This is a genomic window from Marinobacter sp. 1-4A (assembly GCF_016597725.1).
Taxonomy (GTDB): Bacteria; Pseudomonadota; Gammaproteobacteria; order Pseudomonadales; family Oleiphilaceae; genus Marinobacter.
This window is the reverse complement of sequence record NZ_VCGY01000015.1, coordinates 1-15078: the sequence shown is the minus strand read 5'-3', so window position 1 is coordinate 15078 and position 15078 is coordinate 1. Positions and strand designations below refer to the sequence as shown.

Annotated in this window: 13 protein-coding genes; 7 read left to right on the top strand and 6 right to left on the bottom strand. The window is 56.5% G+C overall.

Annotated features, from left to right (window positions below):
* Nucleotides 1–94 precede the first annotated feature (94 nt).
* A complete protein-coding gene (locus FE845_RS18230; RefSeq protein ID WP_320159706.1) occupies nucleotides 95–775 on the top strand; it encodes an OmpW/AlkL family protein in 681 nt (226 codons plus the stop codon).
* Between the two features lie 832 nt (nucleotides 776–1607).
* On the opposite strand, the gene FE845_RS18225 is transcribed toward FE845_RS18230, so the two are convergent.
* From FE845_RS18225 to FE845_RS18210, 4 genes are all read right to left on the bottom strand, one after another.
* The gene (locus tag FE845_RS18225) at nucleotides 1608–2858 is read right to left on the bottom strand and encodes an NAD(P)/FAD-dependent oxidoreductase (RefSeq protein WP_091642696.1); all 1251 of its coding nucleotides are present in this window, start codon (nucleotides 2856–2858) and stop codon (nucleotides 1608–1610) included.
* Between the two features lie 88 nt (nucleotides 2859–2946).
* Nucleotides 2947–4584, bottom strand: a complete 1638-nt coding sequence (locus tag FE845_RS18220; protein ID WP_227663913.1) for a GMC family oxidoreductase — start codon at nucleotides 4582–4584, stop codon at nucleotides 2947–2949.
* A 17-nt stretch (nucleotides 4585–4601) separates the two neighbouring features.
* Nucleotides 4602–6014: a cytochrome P450 gene (locus tag FE845_RS18215; protein WP_091642690.1), complete on the bottom strand. Its 1413-nt coding sequence runs from the start codon at nucleotides 6012–6014 to the stop codon at nucleotides 4602–4604.
* A 14-nt stretch (nucleotides 6015–6028) separates the two neighbouring features.
* A complete protein-coding gene (locus FE845_RS18210; RefSeq protein ID WP_091642688.1) occupies nucleotides 6029–6349 on the bottom strand; it encodes a 2Fe-2S iron-sulfur cluster-binding protein in 321 nt (106 codons plus the stop codon).
* A gap of 129 nt (nucleotides 6350–6478) precedes the next feature.
* On the opposite strand from FE845_RS18210, the gene FE845_RS18205 reads away from it, so the two are divergent.
* Complete coding sequence (locus FE845_RS18205) at nucleotides 6479–7522, top strand: AraC family transcriptional regulator (RefSeq protein ID WP_091642684.1); 1044 nt, start codon at nucleotides 6479–6481, stop codon at nucleotides 7520–7522.
* 69 nt (nucleotides 7523–7591) lie between these two features.
* Here FE845_RS18205 and FE845_RS18200 read toward each other — a convergent pair whose 3' ends face one another.
* Nucleotides 7592–8206: a TetR/AcrR family transcriptional regulator gene (locus FE845_RS18200; protein WP_091642682.1), complete on the bottom strand. Its 615-nt coding sequence runs from the start codon at nucleotides 8204–8206 to the stop codon at nucleotides 7592–7594.
* Nucleotides 8207–8464: 258 nt separating this feature from the next.
* On the opposite strand from FE845_RS18200, the gene FE845_RS18195 reads away from it, so the two are divergent.
* Genes FE845_RS18195 through FE845_RS18175 form a run of 5 tightly spaced genes read left to right on the top strand, consistent with a single transcriptional unit; the run spans nucleotide 8465 to nucleotide 14467 of the window.
* Nucleotides 8465–8950 (top strand): PaaI family thioesterase, encoded by a 486-nt coding sequence (locus tag FE845_RS18195; protein ID WP_091642679.1) that lies wholly within the window; start codon nucleotides 8465–8467, stop codon nucleotides 8948–8950.
* Nucleotides 8947–9450 (top strand): PaaI family thioesterase, encoded by a 504-nt coding sequence (locus tag FE845_RS18190; RefSeq protein WP_091642677.1) that lies wholly within the window; start codon nucleotides 8947–8949, stop codon nucleotides 9448–9450. The genes FE845_RS18195 and FE845_RS18190 overlap by 4 nt, the downstream gene beginning before the upstream one ends.
* On the top strand, nucleotides 9440–10342 hold the full coding sequence (locus tag FE845_RS18185) for an alpha/beta fold hydrolase (RefSeq protein WP_091642674.1): 903 nt from the start codon (nucleotides 9440–9442) through the stop codon (nucleotides 10340–10342). The genes FE845_RS18190 and FE845_RS18185 overlap by 11 nt, the downstream gene beginning before the upstream one ends.
* Entirely contained in the window at nucleotides 10299–11432 is a 1134-nt protein-coding gene (locus tag FE845_RS18180; RefSeq protein WP_227714494.1) for an efflux RND transporter periplasmic adaptor subunit, read from the top strand. Before FE845_RS18185 ends, FE845_RS18180 begins: the two co-directional genes overlap by 44 nt.
* The gene (locus FE845_RS18175) at nucleotides 11429–14467 is read left to right on the top strand and encodes an efflux RND transporter permease subunit (RefSeq protein WP_072678648.1); all 3039 of its coding nucleotides are present in this window, start codon (nucleotides 11429–11431) and stop codon (nucleotides 14465–14467) included. The genes FE845_RS18180 and FE845_RS18175 overlap by 4 nt, the downstream gene beginning before the upstream one ends.
* Before the next feature lie 321 nt (nucleotides 14468–14788).
* Here the strand turns inward: FE845_RS18175 and FE845_RS18170 are convergent.
* A partial coding sequence (locus tag FE845_RS18170) for a lipid A-modifier LpxR family protein (RefSeq protein WP_200367914.1) occupies nucleotides 14789–15078 on the bottom strand: 290 nt, incomplete at its 5' end.

Below are 15078 nucleotides of genomic sequence, written 5' to 3'. Positions count from 1 at the left end.
GGCGGCATTTACGCCTGATATTGGCTATTTTATGTTCAACTCTGGCGCTGCCGAATGAATCAACTAAGACCAGTGAGTTGTTGGCTCTCTGAAAGTGGCATTTTTGCAGGGGCGACTAATTAGTAAAGTCTCGTTAGTGGCGTTCCTTTTACTTTCACTTGCTGCGAGCCTGGCCAACGCTCAATCTGAGCCGGTTTACAGTAGAGGCGACTGGGTGGTTGGGCTGAATGCCACTAGAGTTCTAACCGATGAAGATTTGCGATCAGCCTCTGCGGGGGGTGCCCCCGTTCCAAATTCCAACCTGTCTATTAACAACGATACGACCATATCATTCGACGTGTCGTATTTTCTGAGTAATCAGCTGGCATTCAACATTTTTGGCGGCATTCCCGCTAGTGCGGACCTCCAGGGCGAAGAGTCTCTCTCCGGTCTTTTTCTTGGTCAAACAGATTATGGTCCGGTAATTCTTTCGCTTCAGTATCATGTCTTGACGGGTAGCAACTTCTCTCCGTACTTTGGAGCGGGTGTAGGACGGATTCTCTTTTTAGATGAAAAGGATCGCGCACTAACCGACTTCGACGTCGAAGATACATGGGCCCCTGCGGTTCAGGCTGGTTTTCGCTGGAAGATACACAATAACTGGTCGGCAAATTTTGACGTTAGATATGCACCCTTCAAGGCGGATATCACCGGTAACCTGGGCCCGGCCCCTGTTCAGGCAGAAGTGGAAGTGGACCCCACTATCGTGAGCATCGGAGTCGCATATCGCTTTTAAATGCCAAGTATACCAACCGTCTGCATTTGCTGGTCGCTTTCAGCAACCTGCTGATTGATAAAAAACCTGCAGCGTAAGACCAATGCGCCCCTTTTCCGCCAAGATTGCGGAAAAGGGGCAAAAACCAGCGGTTATTCAGATCTTCCTTAGGTATATAGCCCCAGCCTTATACATCATTTAAAGGTCTCGTATCGTTTAGTCGAGTAGTATATAGCCATCAGGACCGGCACGTCCTTACTATAGAAAACCTTTTCAGTAGTCCCGCAAGTTTCATTTAATCGAGCAAGTGTCTTAACATTAATACCGCTCGTAACTATCGGTTCTTGATGTCCACCATCAATAAGCCGGAATCTTACTGTGTTTGATTTACACACCGCTTGAAGCTTGCAGTCTGAAAAGCCCTGTCTTGGCTGCCACCACCCATCCGCATGAAAAAGCATATGCTCAGATGAACCAAAACAAGAGGTCGACACCGAATGGGCGATGTTGCTTATGAAGGATTGAGTGATCGGAACCTCTACCCATAATGGCCGATAGAGACTTCGCTTTATCTTTGTGGATAAAATCAAGTTCATATTTTCGTCGGTAATTGCAAGGTGAGGTTATTAGTGGGATATATAGAGAATTATTTCACCGCTATGGTGCTCTCGGTTTACCAGAGCAACAGTAATGTGTCTGGCTACGGGAAATTCCGCCGGTTGTGGCTCACGCATTCTTTGCGCTCACTGAAAGCTGTCGGTCGTAGGATATGATATCCATAGGCCGTATGAGTTGTGCATTGCTTTCGCAATTTTGGGCAAACTAAGGGCACAGCTCTACTCGGTCGTCAATTTCAATTTATGGACTGACCGCTCACCAAGGACTTCAGTTCAATATCCGGATCCTTCAACATTTCAGGATTGACCTGCCTGCGTTGTTGAACGAGGGTCTTGCCGACCATAAAAGCGATGGGCAGGTTAACCGCATCAACAGCAATGACACAGCCGTCGCGGAGATAAAACACCGCAAATCCCTTGTCTTCCGGGCTTCCGCGCAGCACACGCTGATCATGATATTGCGACAACCCCACCATCTGCAGACGCACGTCATACTGGTTCGACCAGAACCATGGAGCGCTATTATAGGGTTTCTTCTCGCCCATCAGGGTTGCCGCCACTGTCCGGGCCTGATCAACCGCGTTGGCGACAGATTCAAGGCGCTGCATCTTCTCGAAGAAAAGATTCCGGTGGCGGGTACAGTCGCCGATCGCCAGGATGGCTGGATCTTCTGTGCGGGTAAACTCGTCAACAATAATGCCGTCATCACAGGGCAGGCCGGCGGCCTCAGCCAGGGCGGTTTCTGGCGCCACACCCACTGAAACGAGCACTATGTCGGCCGGTACAGTGCCGCCGCTCGCCAATGTCACGCCAGCCACATGCCCCTGATCGCTAGCTTCGAAACCGGTTACCGCCGTGTTCAGGCGTAGATCCACGCCAGCGTTACTGTGTTTGGTGTAAAAAAACTCCGACATTTCCGGGCCTGTTACACGCTGCATAAGACGCTCGGCCGCTTCCAGTACCGTGACATCAACGCCTTTTTTGGTAGCGCTGGATGCCACTTCAAGGCCAATGTAACCACCACCCACGATGACCAAGCGTTTCCCCGGAACCAGTTGTTCACGCAGGGCATCCGAGTCAGCTATGTCATGTAGGTAATGAATGCCCTTCAAGTCAGCCCCGGGTGCGTTCAGGCGTCGAACGTGTGACCCCGTGGCCAGGACCAGTCGATCGTATTTCAATGTGCTCTGGTCCGACAAACTGATGGTCTTGTTGTCCCGATCAATTTGTTCGGCACGTACACCGAGCCGCAACTGATGGCCGGCGTTCTCGTACACCGAGCGCGGCTTGAGGTACAGCGACTCCTGATCCACCTCGCCTGCCAGGTAGTTCTTGGACAGGGGCGGCCGCTGATAGGGTGGATGTGGCTCTTCGCCCACCAGGACCACTTCATGTTGATATTTCTTTTGCAGCAAGGTTGTCAGGAGCGCACCTGCTGCGTGCCCGCCGCCAACGATGACTGTCGTCTCTTTCTGTTGGTTTGCCATAGCCTGTCTCTTTCTACTGTTCTTTGGAATCAGATTGATCAGAAGTCCAGATGCCAACTGAGCCCTGTGACGCCCGCGCGCGCGGAGCTCAGCCGACCATCTCCCCGGCATCCTCAAGTATCATCGCGGCACCTTTCTCGCCGATCATGGTTGCCGGCTGATTGGTGTTTCCGCCGACCAGCGTCGGCATGATGGAGGCATCGACCACCCGCAGGCATTGCAGGCCATGCACGCGCAGGCGCGGATCGACCACCGCCATCGGATCAACACCCATCTTGCAGGTGCCAACCGGGTGGTACGCTGATTCACCGCTGCGCCGTACCCATGCGGCGAGATCGTCGTCATTCTGCAGCGCCGGCCCGGGCAAGACCTCAACCTCGTGGTGCGGGGCAAACGCCGCCTGCGCCAGGATCTTGCGCACCAGGTGGACACCGCGCACCAGTCGCTCGACATCGGCGGACTCGGCCATGTAGTTGGGGTCGATCAGCGGCGCGGCAAACGGGTCGGCACTGTGCAGACCGACGCGCCCGCGCGACGACGGCCTGAGCCCGTAGATCATCACCGCGTAGCCATAACCGCTCATCGCGGTCTTCAGGTCTCGCCCGTGATCGTCGTACAGCATTGGCGCGAAGTGCAGCTGCAGGTCGGGTACCGGCTCCTCGGGCCGGGAGCGGATGAACCCGCCGGCCTCGGCGCCGTTGCTCGACAGCACGCCCCGCCGGCCGCTCAGATACGTCAGAGCGCCCCACAGCCCCTTGAGCCAGTAACTCGGATGCATCGAGATGCTTTGGCGGCTGCGGGCGCTGACGCGCACGAACACGTCGATATGATCCTGAAGATTCTGCCCGACGCCCCCCAACGCATGGCGCAGTTCTATGCCATGCCGGGACAGTTCCTCCCGCGGACCGATCCCGGACAGCATCAGCAGTTGCGGCGAGTTGAACGCGCCGCCGCAGAGCACAACTTCGCGCCCGGCACGGACCTGCGTCAGCCCCTTTGTATCGCGGTATTCGACACCGGTGGCGCGGGTGTCTTCGAGTAGCACCCGGGTGACATACGCGCCGCTGCAAACCGTCAGGTTGGAACGCGCCGTGGCGGGTTCGAGATAGGCCCGCGCGTTGCTACAGCGTGTGCCGTCTTTCTGGTAGGCGTAGTAGAAGCCCACGCCCTCCTGCTCACTGCCGTTGAAATCTGTATTGAGCCGGTACTTTGCCTGGGTCGCCGCCTCGACAAACGCCGTGCTCAGCGGATTGGTATAGCGGCGCTCGGCAACGTTCAGCGGACCACCCTGACCATGAAATTCTGCCTCATTCGGCGTAAGTTTGGGCTCGAAATGTTCCGATCGGCGGAAGTAGGGCAACACCTCGGCGTATGACCACCCTTTGCACCCCAGCCGTGCCCACTCGTCGTAGTCCCGGGCATGCCCGCGAATATAGACCTGCGCGTTCATGCCGCTGGAACCGCCAAGCATCTTGCCCCGCGGCTGAAAAAGCGCCCGGTCGTGCATGTGACGCTGCGGTTCGGTATTGAACTGCCAGTTGTAGCGGCGGCTGAACATTAGCTGCAGGAAACCCAGCGGCATGTTCACGAAAGGGTTGCGGCGGCTCTCCGGACCGGCTTCAAGCAGCAGCACAGAATGGCGACCGCTCTCCGACAGGCGGCTGGCGACAGCACATCCGGCCGAGCCCGCGCCAACCACGACATAGTCAAATTGTTCGGTCGTCATCCTGGTTAGCCTGTTCATTAACTTTTTGGTGTCAGCTGGACCATCAGCTCCGAATAGCCCCGCACGAAGTTGGACTGCACGCGCTCCGGCTCGCCGACGACTTCGATCTTGTCAAAGCGTTTGAGAATCTCTTCCCATAGGATACGCAGTTGCAATTCGGCCAGGCGGTTGCCCATGCAACGGTGAACACCGTAGCCAAATGACATATGGTTTCGTGCGTCCTTGCGATCGATAATGAAGTGATCGGGGTCCTCGAACTTGCGCTCGTCACGGTTGCCCGAGGCGTACCACATCACAACGCGATCGCCCTTTTTGATGGTCTGGCCGCCCAGCTCAACATCTTGCTTGGCGACTCGGCGCATATAGGCCAGCGGCGTTTGCCAGCGGATGATTTCCGACACCATGTTCGGAATCAGTTCCGGTTTTGCCTTCAGTTTTTCGAACTCCTTTGGGAATTCGTTCATGGCCACCAGGCCACCACTCATTGAGTTGCGAGTGGTATCATTGCCGCCAACGATAAGCAGCGTCAGATTGCCGATAAACTCCATCGGGCGATTGATCAGATCTTTGGTGTCGTCGTTGCTCTGTAGCAGGCTGATCAAATCGAAACCGGGCTCTTCGCCCGCCGCGCGGCGCGCTTCCTTATCCCTCCAGAGCCTGGAGAAGGACCAGGCCATGTCAGCCGCGTCGTCAAACATGATCTCTTCTTCGGCATACTCGCCGCCGGTTGCCGATGCTGCCCCGGCCATCCGATCCGACCACTCAACCAGCTTGTGACGTTCCTCGTAAGGAAAATCCAGAAGGGTTGCGAGCATGCGACCGGTGAGTTCCTTCGATACAGTGGGCACCCAGTTGAAGGGCTGGCCCAGAGGCAGGCTGTCAAGCACATCGCCGGTACGCGATCGGATCAGCTCCTCCATTTCCTTCAGGTTCTTCGGTGCCACCACGCCTTGAACCGAGCTGCGCTGCACATCGTGTTTTGGCGGATCCATGGCTATGAACATTTCCACCGACAGCCCCTCTGGAGGGTCGCCTAATATGATTTGCGGCTCGGCGGAAAACAGGTCGTGACTCTTGTCTACGAACATGATGTCCTCAAAGCGAGTCACCGACCAAAAGGGGCCGAAGGGGCTGTTCTTCTGGTAATGCGCCGGAGCCTCATCGCGCAACCGTTTGAAATAGGCGCGCCACTGATCCTGCCGATACAAAAATGGATTGCTGACATCGATGTCCTCAAGGGCCAGCGTGTTAACGTCCGGGATGACTGATTCAACAAATTCGGGCACCGGCCGGCGTGGGCCGAAGGCCTTCTTCTTGGCGCTCATTAACAGTTTCAGCCCCTGGATCTGCCTGTGCATCGGTACCACCCTGGAGGTAGCATTGATCACTCGGGATTGAATGTCGTCAAATGTTTTAGACAGTGTTGGCATGCGTCCTCCTATGTTCACATCTGGAACTCGGGTAAATGCACGGTCATGCCGTCCATTTCATCAGTAATGACCACCTGGCAGCCCAGGCGCGAAGTGCTCTCCCGCTCCGGGGTCATTGACAGCATTTGCTCTTCCTCACCACCAGGCGTACCTGTCTTTCTGAACCAATCGTCCGAGACGATGACGTGGCAGGTGCCACAGGCACATTCCCCCCCGCAGTCCCCGTCAATACCGGGGATCAGATTGTCAACGGCGATTTGCATTACCGAGGAACCAGTTTTGAACTCAGCGACATGTTTAGTTTGATCATGTTCTATAAAAGTAATCTTACCCATTGTTGTTCTCCTGCCCGTAGTATTCACCGATAGATATTGGCTGTCTGGCGATACTTCTGTCAGGTCATTTCTTGACAACATAGAGTCATTTAAAGACAAAATAGTGGTCGTTCAGGACGGAGATGATCAATGATGACGACGCAGAAGGCGGGTGATTTGCAAAAAACCGGTCCAGGTATTCCATCGAATTACTCACGGCTAATTGCGCGTGAGCTTGATTTAACAGCCAAACAACTGCCACGTCTGCTGCTCGGCACCGGGCTTGGTGTGGCGCAATTATTGAGTGAGGAAAGCCTGCTTACCGCAGCTCAGCAGATGCGGATTCTGCGCAACGCACTGGACTTGTCCGGCCTGCCGGAATTCGGGTTGCGGCTCGGCAAGCGACTGACACCGGCAACCCATGGAGCAATGGGGTTCGTTGCTTACAGCAGCCCCGACTTTCTCACTGCGCTGCAGGCGATTCATACTTTTCTGCCCACGCGTGCTAGCTTCATCCACCTGCATTTGCAGCAAGTCAACGAGCGCCTGGAGTGTATTCTGGACTATCAGGAGTCGCTGGACGATGACATACAGCAGTGCCTGTCGGATGCGATGATTAAGGCCCTTTTTGAATTTGGCGAATTTATAATTGGTCGCCCTTTGCATGAGGCTGAAATATACTTCGCTCATCCTGAACCAAAGTATAAGGCAATGTATGCCGATTTTTTATCCGGGCAGATTCACTATGATTGCGATCAGGTAAAACTTACGTTGCCGATGTCATTGTGTCGGGAACCGAATGCGTCCGCCAATCACGAAAACTATCGTCTGGCCTTGCAACAGTGTGAATCGATGCTTGTGCAACTTCAGTCGGATCAACCGAGCTATCAGACCCAGCTGAAGATGATGATGTTGTCCCGACCGCCCGGAACGCTCAGTGAAGACGAAGCAGCGGCCTCGTTGTTCATGAGCAAACGCACTCTGGCACGCAAACTCAAGCAGGAACGCAGCGGTTTTCGGAAAGTTCGCGACGAGATTCTGTCCCAGCAGGCAGCGACCTATTTGCGTGAAAGCCAACTGTCAATCGAGGCCATTTCCGCGTTGATGAACTATCACGACATTGCCAATTTCAGACGCGCCTTCAAGCGCTGGTTTGACCAGTCGCCTGAGCAGTTCAGGCAAAATGTCAGATGACAAACCGTGCATCCGCATGATTAGCGATCATAAACAGAGGCTACTTGCTTGCGTTTGTGAAGCCAGAACCTATGCCTGCCCCCCTTTATTGATCACACCGTCCATCGCGATCTGCCAGATCAAGTCGCCAATGGCGTCGAGTGAATGAGCCCCGTTCGGGTCGAACCAGGTTGCAACCCAGTTGAGCGCCCCAAGGCCGATCAGGCGGAGCAAACGGCCGTCAACATTCTTCCGGATCACGCCCTGTGCAATCATCGTTTCGAGGATATCGGCCCACAAGGACTCGTACTGGTCACGCAGTTCGATGATTTCCTCGCGGGCCTCCGGGCCCAGCGCTCGCCATTCAAACAGCAGCACGTAAACCGCGTCCGAATCGACCAACAGGGCTCGCAGATGCGCGTTGATACAAAGACGCAACCGTTCAACCGGGTCATCCGAACTGGCGTAAGCCGACTCGACCTCTGCGGTAACCAGGTCCACCCCCCGGCGCATCAGCTCGACAAGCAGCGCTTCCTTGCTGTTGTAACGATAATACAGACTTCCGGGCAGCATATTGCAGGCCTCGGCAATCTCCTTGAGCGACGTCCTTTCAAAGCCTTTCTCACGAAAAAGCCGGGCTGCGTTAGACAAAACGTCGCCCTGGTCGCCCAGTTTGCTTGCAGGAGTCATCTGTCTGTTAACCATGGCTTAAACATCTCCTCAGCAAGCCAGCTATTTGTTCATCAGAGCGGCAACCACCTGACTCATTGCATTGGTGGTGCGCCATCGCACGGGTGGCGTGCCATTTGCCACAACAGATTCTTGACATTTGGTTGGTTAACCAACCAAAATCCAGCAACAATGTTATTCGGAAGAAACTGACATGGCAATGACCTATCAAAATCAGCTGTTTCCCCCCACTTCCACCCCTGCGCGAAATGCAAACCGGGGTGGGCAGATCTGATGACGGAGTCGAACAGAGCTCAGCACAGTGACGCTGTGACGACGGCGTGGCAGTTCACCGAACAGGTTCCCCACGGCAGGGATCTGGGTATGCAGGTTGTCTCTGTCGATAAGGGCCAGGTCTGTATGCGCCTGACCCCACAGCCATGGATGTTCGCCGAAGAGGATACAAAAGAAATCTGCACCAGCGTGCTCTACTCACTGGCAGACTCCGCCGGAGGCCTGGCGGTATTTGCGGGGGCCCTGGAGCTGATGCCCATTGCCACGCTGGATCTGCGCATGGATTATCTGCGGCCTGCCAGCGGCGACCGTGCCCTGGTAGCGGTGGCCACCTGTCGTCATTTAACGGACGAGGTCGCGTTCATCCATTGCGACATCCTCAGCGAGAGTGACAGTGAGCTGTTAGCGACGGCAAGCGCCACCTTCATGCGCAACACCCAGGGCCAGCAATTTCAGGCCGGTGGACGAAAAAAGGAGGGCGCATGAGTACGACTGGCGATTCGGCACAACCCATCTCAGGCCCTTCCGAAAGCGGGCAAGAAAGCGGGAAAGAATGTTCCGACTGGCAGGCCCTGCTGGAGCGCACTCCCTACGCACGGCACCTTGGTCTTGAGGTTCAACGCGACGATGTAGGTCTAGTGGTTCATATGCCGTGTCGTGAAGCGCTGATTGGCAACTTTATGCTACCTGCTCTCCATGGCGGCGTGCTTGGCGCCCTGATGGAGCTTACCGCGCGGGTCGCTGCGCAACGCCAGGATACAGACAAACGTTGCCCACGCATTCTCGACAGCCACATTAACTACCTCCGCTCCGCGCAGGCCCGATCGACGTTCGCCAGCGCCGAAATTGTCCGGCAAGGCAGGCGGAGCAGCCTGGTCCGGGTGACCTGCTGGCAGGGCGATAAGCGCAAGCCGATCGCCAGCGGTCAGGTTCAGTTGTTGCTCCCGACAATGGCGGCCAAAGAAGCAGATCTTCATGGACAATAAGCACAACAACCCTGAACGCGACCAATTCCAGGCGCCGGATGGCGCGGAGATCGCCCTGTGGCGCTGGCCGCAATCCAAAGCGCGCCCCACGTTGCACTGGGCGCATGCAACGGGTTTCCATGGCCGCCTGTACCGCCCCCTCCTTGATGAGCTTGCCACGGACGTCAATGTCCTGGCCTGGGACATGCGGGGGCACGGGGCCAGCGCCGGTGCGGCGAACTTTTCGACATTCCGGGGCTGGGAAACCTACTATCGCGACATGACCGCTCTGCTGGATAGCCTGGATGAGCCGGTCTGGCTTGCCGGCCACTCCATTGGGGCCACCACCAGCATCATGGCCGCTGCCCGACGGCCAGACAAAGTGCTGGGCCTGATTCTGGCGGAACCCGTAATCATGGATCCGGGGCAGGGCCTGAGGTTGTGGCTGGCCAAGCTGCTACGCCAGTCACATCGGTTGTCACTGGCCGCCGGAGCCGCACGTCGGCGCCCGGTATTCGACTCGCACGCTGCTGCGTTGGACAACTATCGGGGCCGCGGTGGCTTCAAGACCTGGCCCGAAGCATGGCTGGAAGCCTATATCCAGCACGCCTTCGAACCGCAGGAAGATCAAGTTCAGTTGGCGTGTGCGCCGGAGTGGGAGAGCACCACTTTTGCCCATACCGAACACAACCCCTGGCCCGGTATTCGTCAGTTGCGGTGCCCGGTTATCGTGCTGGCGGCGGAACGCGGGTCAACCTTCTCGCCGGCCGCGCGAAAACGCCTGCAGATCCTGCTGCCTGAGGCTGACGTAAATGTCCTCGGCGAGGCGACTCATTTTCTGCCTATGGAGCGGAGGGAAACCGTTCGCGATGCCATCCTGCAACTTGTTTTGTCCGGCTACCGTGAGAGCTGATACTCAAATCTGGATTTTGCCAATCGGGACACCTGCCATGCGCTGTATGCTGACCCTGTTTATCTCGCTGCTCATGCTGTCTGGTTGTCAGCAGTCTTCGGAACCGCCCCCAGATGCCCGCGCCCCTATCCCCTGGGTAAAAACAGTTGAACTAAAGGACGCCGGCCCAACAGCGCAGAGATTTTCAGGAACCCTGCGAGGCCGCCACGAAGTTCCTCAGGCCTTTCAGATCGCCGGTCGGATTCAGCATCGTTATATCGATGCCGGTCAGCGCGTGGAAAAAGGCGACTTACTGTTCAAGCTCGATACACGGGACCTGGTGGCAGCCGCAGGGGTCGCCGCCGTGGATCTTAAGCGTGCAAAAGCGGCCCTGGCAATTGCCACCAATGAACTCCAGCGCCAGCAGCAACTTGTGGCGCATCAGTTTGTCAGCGAACAAACCCTGCAACGCCTTGAGTTGGCAGAGCGTGAGGCGCGCAGCCAGGTGCAAACCGCTTCTGCACGCAATCAGCAGGCTCAGAATGCCCTGGGGTATGCGGAACTGAAAGCCGCCCATGCAGGCGTGGTCACTGAGGTCATCGTTGAACCTGGCCAGGTTGTGGGTGTCGGACAAACCCTTGCCGTTCTGGCCGAAGATCAATCGCTGGAAGTCGAGGTTTTTTTACCAGAGGGCAGTAACCCGTCCATGCGCGGTTATGTCCCTTTACCCAATGGCGAACAGCTTGCTGTGAGCTTGAGAGAGATTGCCGGGGCTGCCGACCCCGCAAGCCGGAGCTGGCGTGCCCGATACAGCCTGGAGGGGCCCTACCCCTCGTCTTTAACCCTGGGGTCGGTGGTGAGTGTGCGGTTAGCGCAGAAGCAAACCGCCCCCAGCCATCGCGTACCGCTGGGTGCCCTGGATGAGAGAGGGCAAACGCCGCAGATCTGGTTGGTTTCCGACGGCACGGTAACGCCCCTGGCGGTCGAGGTGATCGATCTGGGTGAGGAGTATGCGAAGATCAAGGTCGACATCAAGGCGGGAACGCCCATCGTCGCGTTGGGGACACACCTGCTCACGCCTGGCATGGCAGTGCGGGAGCTGGTTCAATGAGCTTACCGAATCTTTCCGCGCTGGCAGTGCGCGAGCGTTCGGTCACCCTCTTTTTTCTTTTGCTGTCCGTTGTTGCCGGTTTCTACGCGTTCTCGTCCCTGGGTCGGGCGGAAGACCCTGCGTTCACCGTCCGGGCGATGGTGGTTTCTGTCGTCTGGCCAGGGGCAACCCCCGAGGTGCTGCAGAACCAGGTCGTGGATCGTTTGGAAAAGCGAATCCAGGAGGTGGTGTATTTCGATAATATTGAGACAACCATTCGGCCCGGGCAGGCCGCCATGGTTATCCGATTCCTGGATTCTACTCCGAGTGAAAAAGTGTCGGACCTCTTCTATCAAGTCCGCAAGCGCATGCTCGATGAGCGACCCAACCTCCCCCAGGGTGTGATCGGCCCCATCGTCAACGATGATTTCGCGGATGTGTATTTCTCCCTGCTGGCGCTGACGGCACCCGGGATGCCAATGCGTGAACTGACCCGCGAGGCAGAATCGATACGGGATCGCCTGCAACGGCTGCCCGGCTTGCAAAAAGCACAGCTCCTGGCGGAGCGTCCTGAGCGGGTGTATCTCGAATTTGATCAGGACCGGCTCAACAACCTCGGTTTGTCGGCAGAAGAGGTGTTGCAGGCGATAGAGGCCAACAACCGTCTTCAGCCTCTTGGCTTTGTTGATCTTGCCGGCCCGCGGGTTTATGTCCGCAGCAACATCGACCTGTCTGACCTTGAGCGCCTCACCTCAGTACCTCTCCGTATCGGCGACCAGCTTATTACCGTATCTGATCTGGCCGAGGTGCGTTTAGGGTATGAAGATCCTTTGAGCTACATCGTCCGCTCCAACGGTGAGGATGCGATCCTCCTGGGTGTGGTCATGCGTGCGGGTGAAAATGGCCTGGAATTTGGCGCGCGGCTGCGCGAGTTTGTCAGTACCGAACAGGGCAGGCTGCCGCTGGGAATGTCAATACAGACCCTGACCGATCAGGCGGAAGCCATCACTCAGGCGGTTGATCTTTTTCAGGTCAAGTTTCTGGTTGCGTTGGTCGTGGTGATGGGGGTTAGCATACTGGCGATCGGTCTGCGCGCGGGTTTGGTGGTGGGCATTGCGATTCCTGTGACCCTCGGCCTGACTTTCTTGTTGATGAAAATGGCGGGCATAAACCTGGACCGCATCACCCTGGGTGCGTTGATTATCGCACTGGGTCTGTTAGTGGACGATGCGATCATCGCCATTGAAATGATGATCGTGAAGATGGAGAGCGGCTGGGACCGGGTACGGGCAGCCAGTCATGCCTGGAGCGTAACCGCCGCGCCCATGCTGTTCGGTACGCTGGTGACGGTGGCCGGATTTGTCCCCATCGGATTTGCCCAGTCCGGAGTGGGAGAATACACCGGCAACATCTTCTGGGTGCTGGCTTTTTCGTTGTTGATTTCCTGGGTGGTGGCGGTAACTTTTACGCCTTATTTGGGCGTCAAGCTCTTGCCCGATTACACCGGGCATATGGGCCAGGACCTTTACCAAAGCGCGTTTTATCAGCGGTTGCGTGGGGTGATCACAGCGTGTGTTCAGTACCGGAAAACCGTCGTTTTTATCACAGTGGGTTTGCTGGCGATCAGTGCTTTCGGGATGGCAACCCAGGTGCAGAAGCAATTTTTTCCCAGTTCTGATCGCCCCGAAGTTCTGATCAGTGTCTACGCTCCGCAGGGGAGCGCTATTGCCACCACGGATCAAAGTGTCAGACGCCTGGAAGCGATTCTGATGGACATGCCGGAGGTGAAAAGCCTTTCCGCTTACATCGGTGCCGGTGCGCCCCGATTCTTCGTATCGGCCAACCCCGAGCAGCCGGACCCGGCATTTGCCAAGTTGATTGCCATTGGGCAGGACGTTAAAGGGCGCGATCGCATCATCTCGGCGCTGGAAACCAGAATCGCGGCGGGTGAATTTCCGGAGGCACGAGTGCGGGTGACGCGTTTGCTGTACGGTCCCCCGGTGGTCTGGCCGGTCAGTTTTCGTGTGCTGGGTCCGGAATCCGATCAACTCAGAGAGATCGCGCACCAGATCCGCACTCTCATGACCGGGCATCCGAACATCGTCATGCCGCATCTCGAATGGGATGAGCGTGTGCCCACTCTCTATCTTGATATGGATCCGGAAAATCTGGGTTGGATGGGCCTGACTCCGGCAGAGGTTGCCCGGCAACTGCAGTTCCAACTCCGCGGAGTGGCCGTCACCGAACTGCGCCAGGGCATAAGGAGCGTTCAACTGGTGGCGCGTAATGCACGTGGCGAAGTGATCATGCCGGAAGATCTTGAGATCAAAACCCGCGACGGCCGCAAACTTTCCGTACAGCAACTGGGCAAGTGGCAGGTTCGTTACGAGGACCCCGTCATAAAGCGTTACAACCGTGACCCCTTCCTGGCCGTTCAGGCCGATGTAGAAGGTGCCCAGCCACCGGATGTCACCAAGGAGATATGGAGTGCGATGACGGGCCTGCGCGAACAGTTGTCGGAGGGTTACCGTATTGAAATCGGCGGTACGGTGGAACAATCAGCCAAAGCCAATGCTTCAATCCAGACATTACAACCGGTGATGTTGGCGTTGATGCTGATCTTTATCATGCTTCAGATGCGTTCCTTTATCGGCACATTGACTGTTCTTGCCACCGCGCCACTGGGGCTGATTGGGGCTGTGCTGGCTTTGCTGCTGTTTAATCAACCCTTTGGCTTTACCGCGCTGCTGGGGCTGATTGGCCTGGGCGGCATCCTGATGCGAAATACCATGATTCTGACGCAGCAGGTGCAGGACAACTTCAAAGCAGGAATGGCTGCCCGGGAAGCCGTTGTCGAAGCGGCAGTCCAACGTGCCCGCCCCGTGGTACTCACCGCCCTGGCGGCCGTTCTGGCGTTTGTACCTCTGACCTTTGACCTGTTCTGGGGGCCGCTGGCTTATGTCCTTATCGGTGGCGTGGCGGTCGGCACTCTGATCACGCTATTGTTTGTGCCGGCGCTTTATGCCCTTTGGTTTCGATTAAAGAACGAACGCTGAGATTAGATCGGCCCCACAGTTTAGACTGGTTCAGGCATCCCAAAGCTAGCTGAAACCCCTGACCTGCACCCAGCTTCCTTTCCATGTGATCGTCTGGCGTCCGTGATTTGCTCCATCAATTAGGCTGTATGAAGCATAAGTGATTTGCTCGTCGGCCCTGAGCGGAGGCTAACTTGAATGTCCGCTTTTGTTTAAAAGCAGACAGCGGGCACAAACATCACTCGTCATAGCGATTCAGTTTAATCATCCAGCCATCACTCCCGTCAGGCCTAGCTGACCACAACGAAGTGCCCCGTGAACAACCAGTCGAAACGGATCTTTCTATAATGCCCAAGAAACTGACAGCGTCCCAAAGCTGAAGTTGTCTTTATGACGCTCGTTTTCGCTGGTCGTGGCACGCAGTGTGACGGAGGCCAGCAGGTGATCCCACTGCCCGGTAGCGCCCAGACCGAGCTGACCAATCAGAGGCCCTTCGTCAAAACGATAAGCCCCGGCATTGTCGTCAATATAGGAATAGCCTACATACTCCACGCCCAGCCCCACATACACAGACCAGCTACTGCCTGAATCTTTGAAAGAGCCCGGCAGGGCGATGGTTGAAGAGGTGCCTG

Bases quoted from the DNA above. Each gene is read 5' to 3' on its own strand.
- FE845_RS18225 (WP_091642696.1), bottom strand. From the start codon at position 2,858: ATGGCAAACCAACAGAAAGAGACGACAGTCATCGTTGGCGGCGGGCAC.
- FE845_RS18220 (WP_227663913.1), bottom strand. From the start codon at position 4,584: ATGACGACCGAACAATTTGACTATGTCGTGGTTGGCGCGGGCTCGGCC.
- FE845_RS18215 (WP_091642690.1), bottom strand. From the start codon at position 6,014: ATGCCAACACTGTCTAAAACATTTGACGACATTCAATCCCGAGTGATC.
- FE845_RS18210 (WP_091642688.1), bottom strand. From the start codon at position 6,349: ATGGGTAAGATTACTTTTATAGAACATGATCAAACTAAACATGTCGCT.
- FE845_RS18205 (WP_091642684.1), top strand. From the start codon at position 6,479: ATGATGACGACGCAGAAGGCGGGTGATTTGCAAAAAACCGGTCCAGGT.
- FE845_RS18200 (WP_091642682.1), bottom strand. From the start codon at position 8,206: ATGGTTAACAGACAGATGACTCCTGCAAGCAAACTGGGCGACCAGGGC.
- FE845_RS18195 (WP_091642679.1), top strand. From the start codon at position 8,465: ATGACGGAGTCGAACAGAGCTCAGCACAGTGACGCTGTGACGACGGCG.
- FE845_RS18190 (WP_091642677.1), top strand. From the start codon at position 8,947: ATGAGTACGACTGGCGATTCGGCACAACCCATCTCAGGCCCTTCCGAA.
- FE845_RS18185 (WP_091642674.1), top strand. From the start codon at position 9,440: ATGGACAATAAGCACAACAACCCTGAACGCGACCAATTCCAGGCGCCG.
- FE845_RS18180 (WP_227714494.1), top strand. From the start codon at position 10,299: ATGCCATCCTGCAACTTGTTTTGTCCGGCTACCGTGAGAGCTGATACT.
- FE845_RS18175 (WP_072678648.1), top strand. From the start codon at position 11,429: ATGAGCTTACCGAATCTTTCCGCGCTGGCAGTGCGCGAGCGTTCGGTC.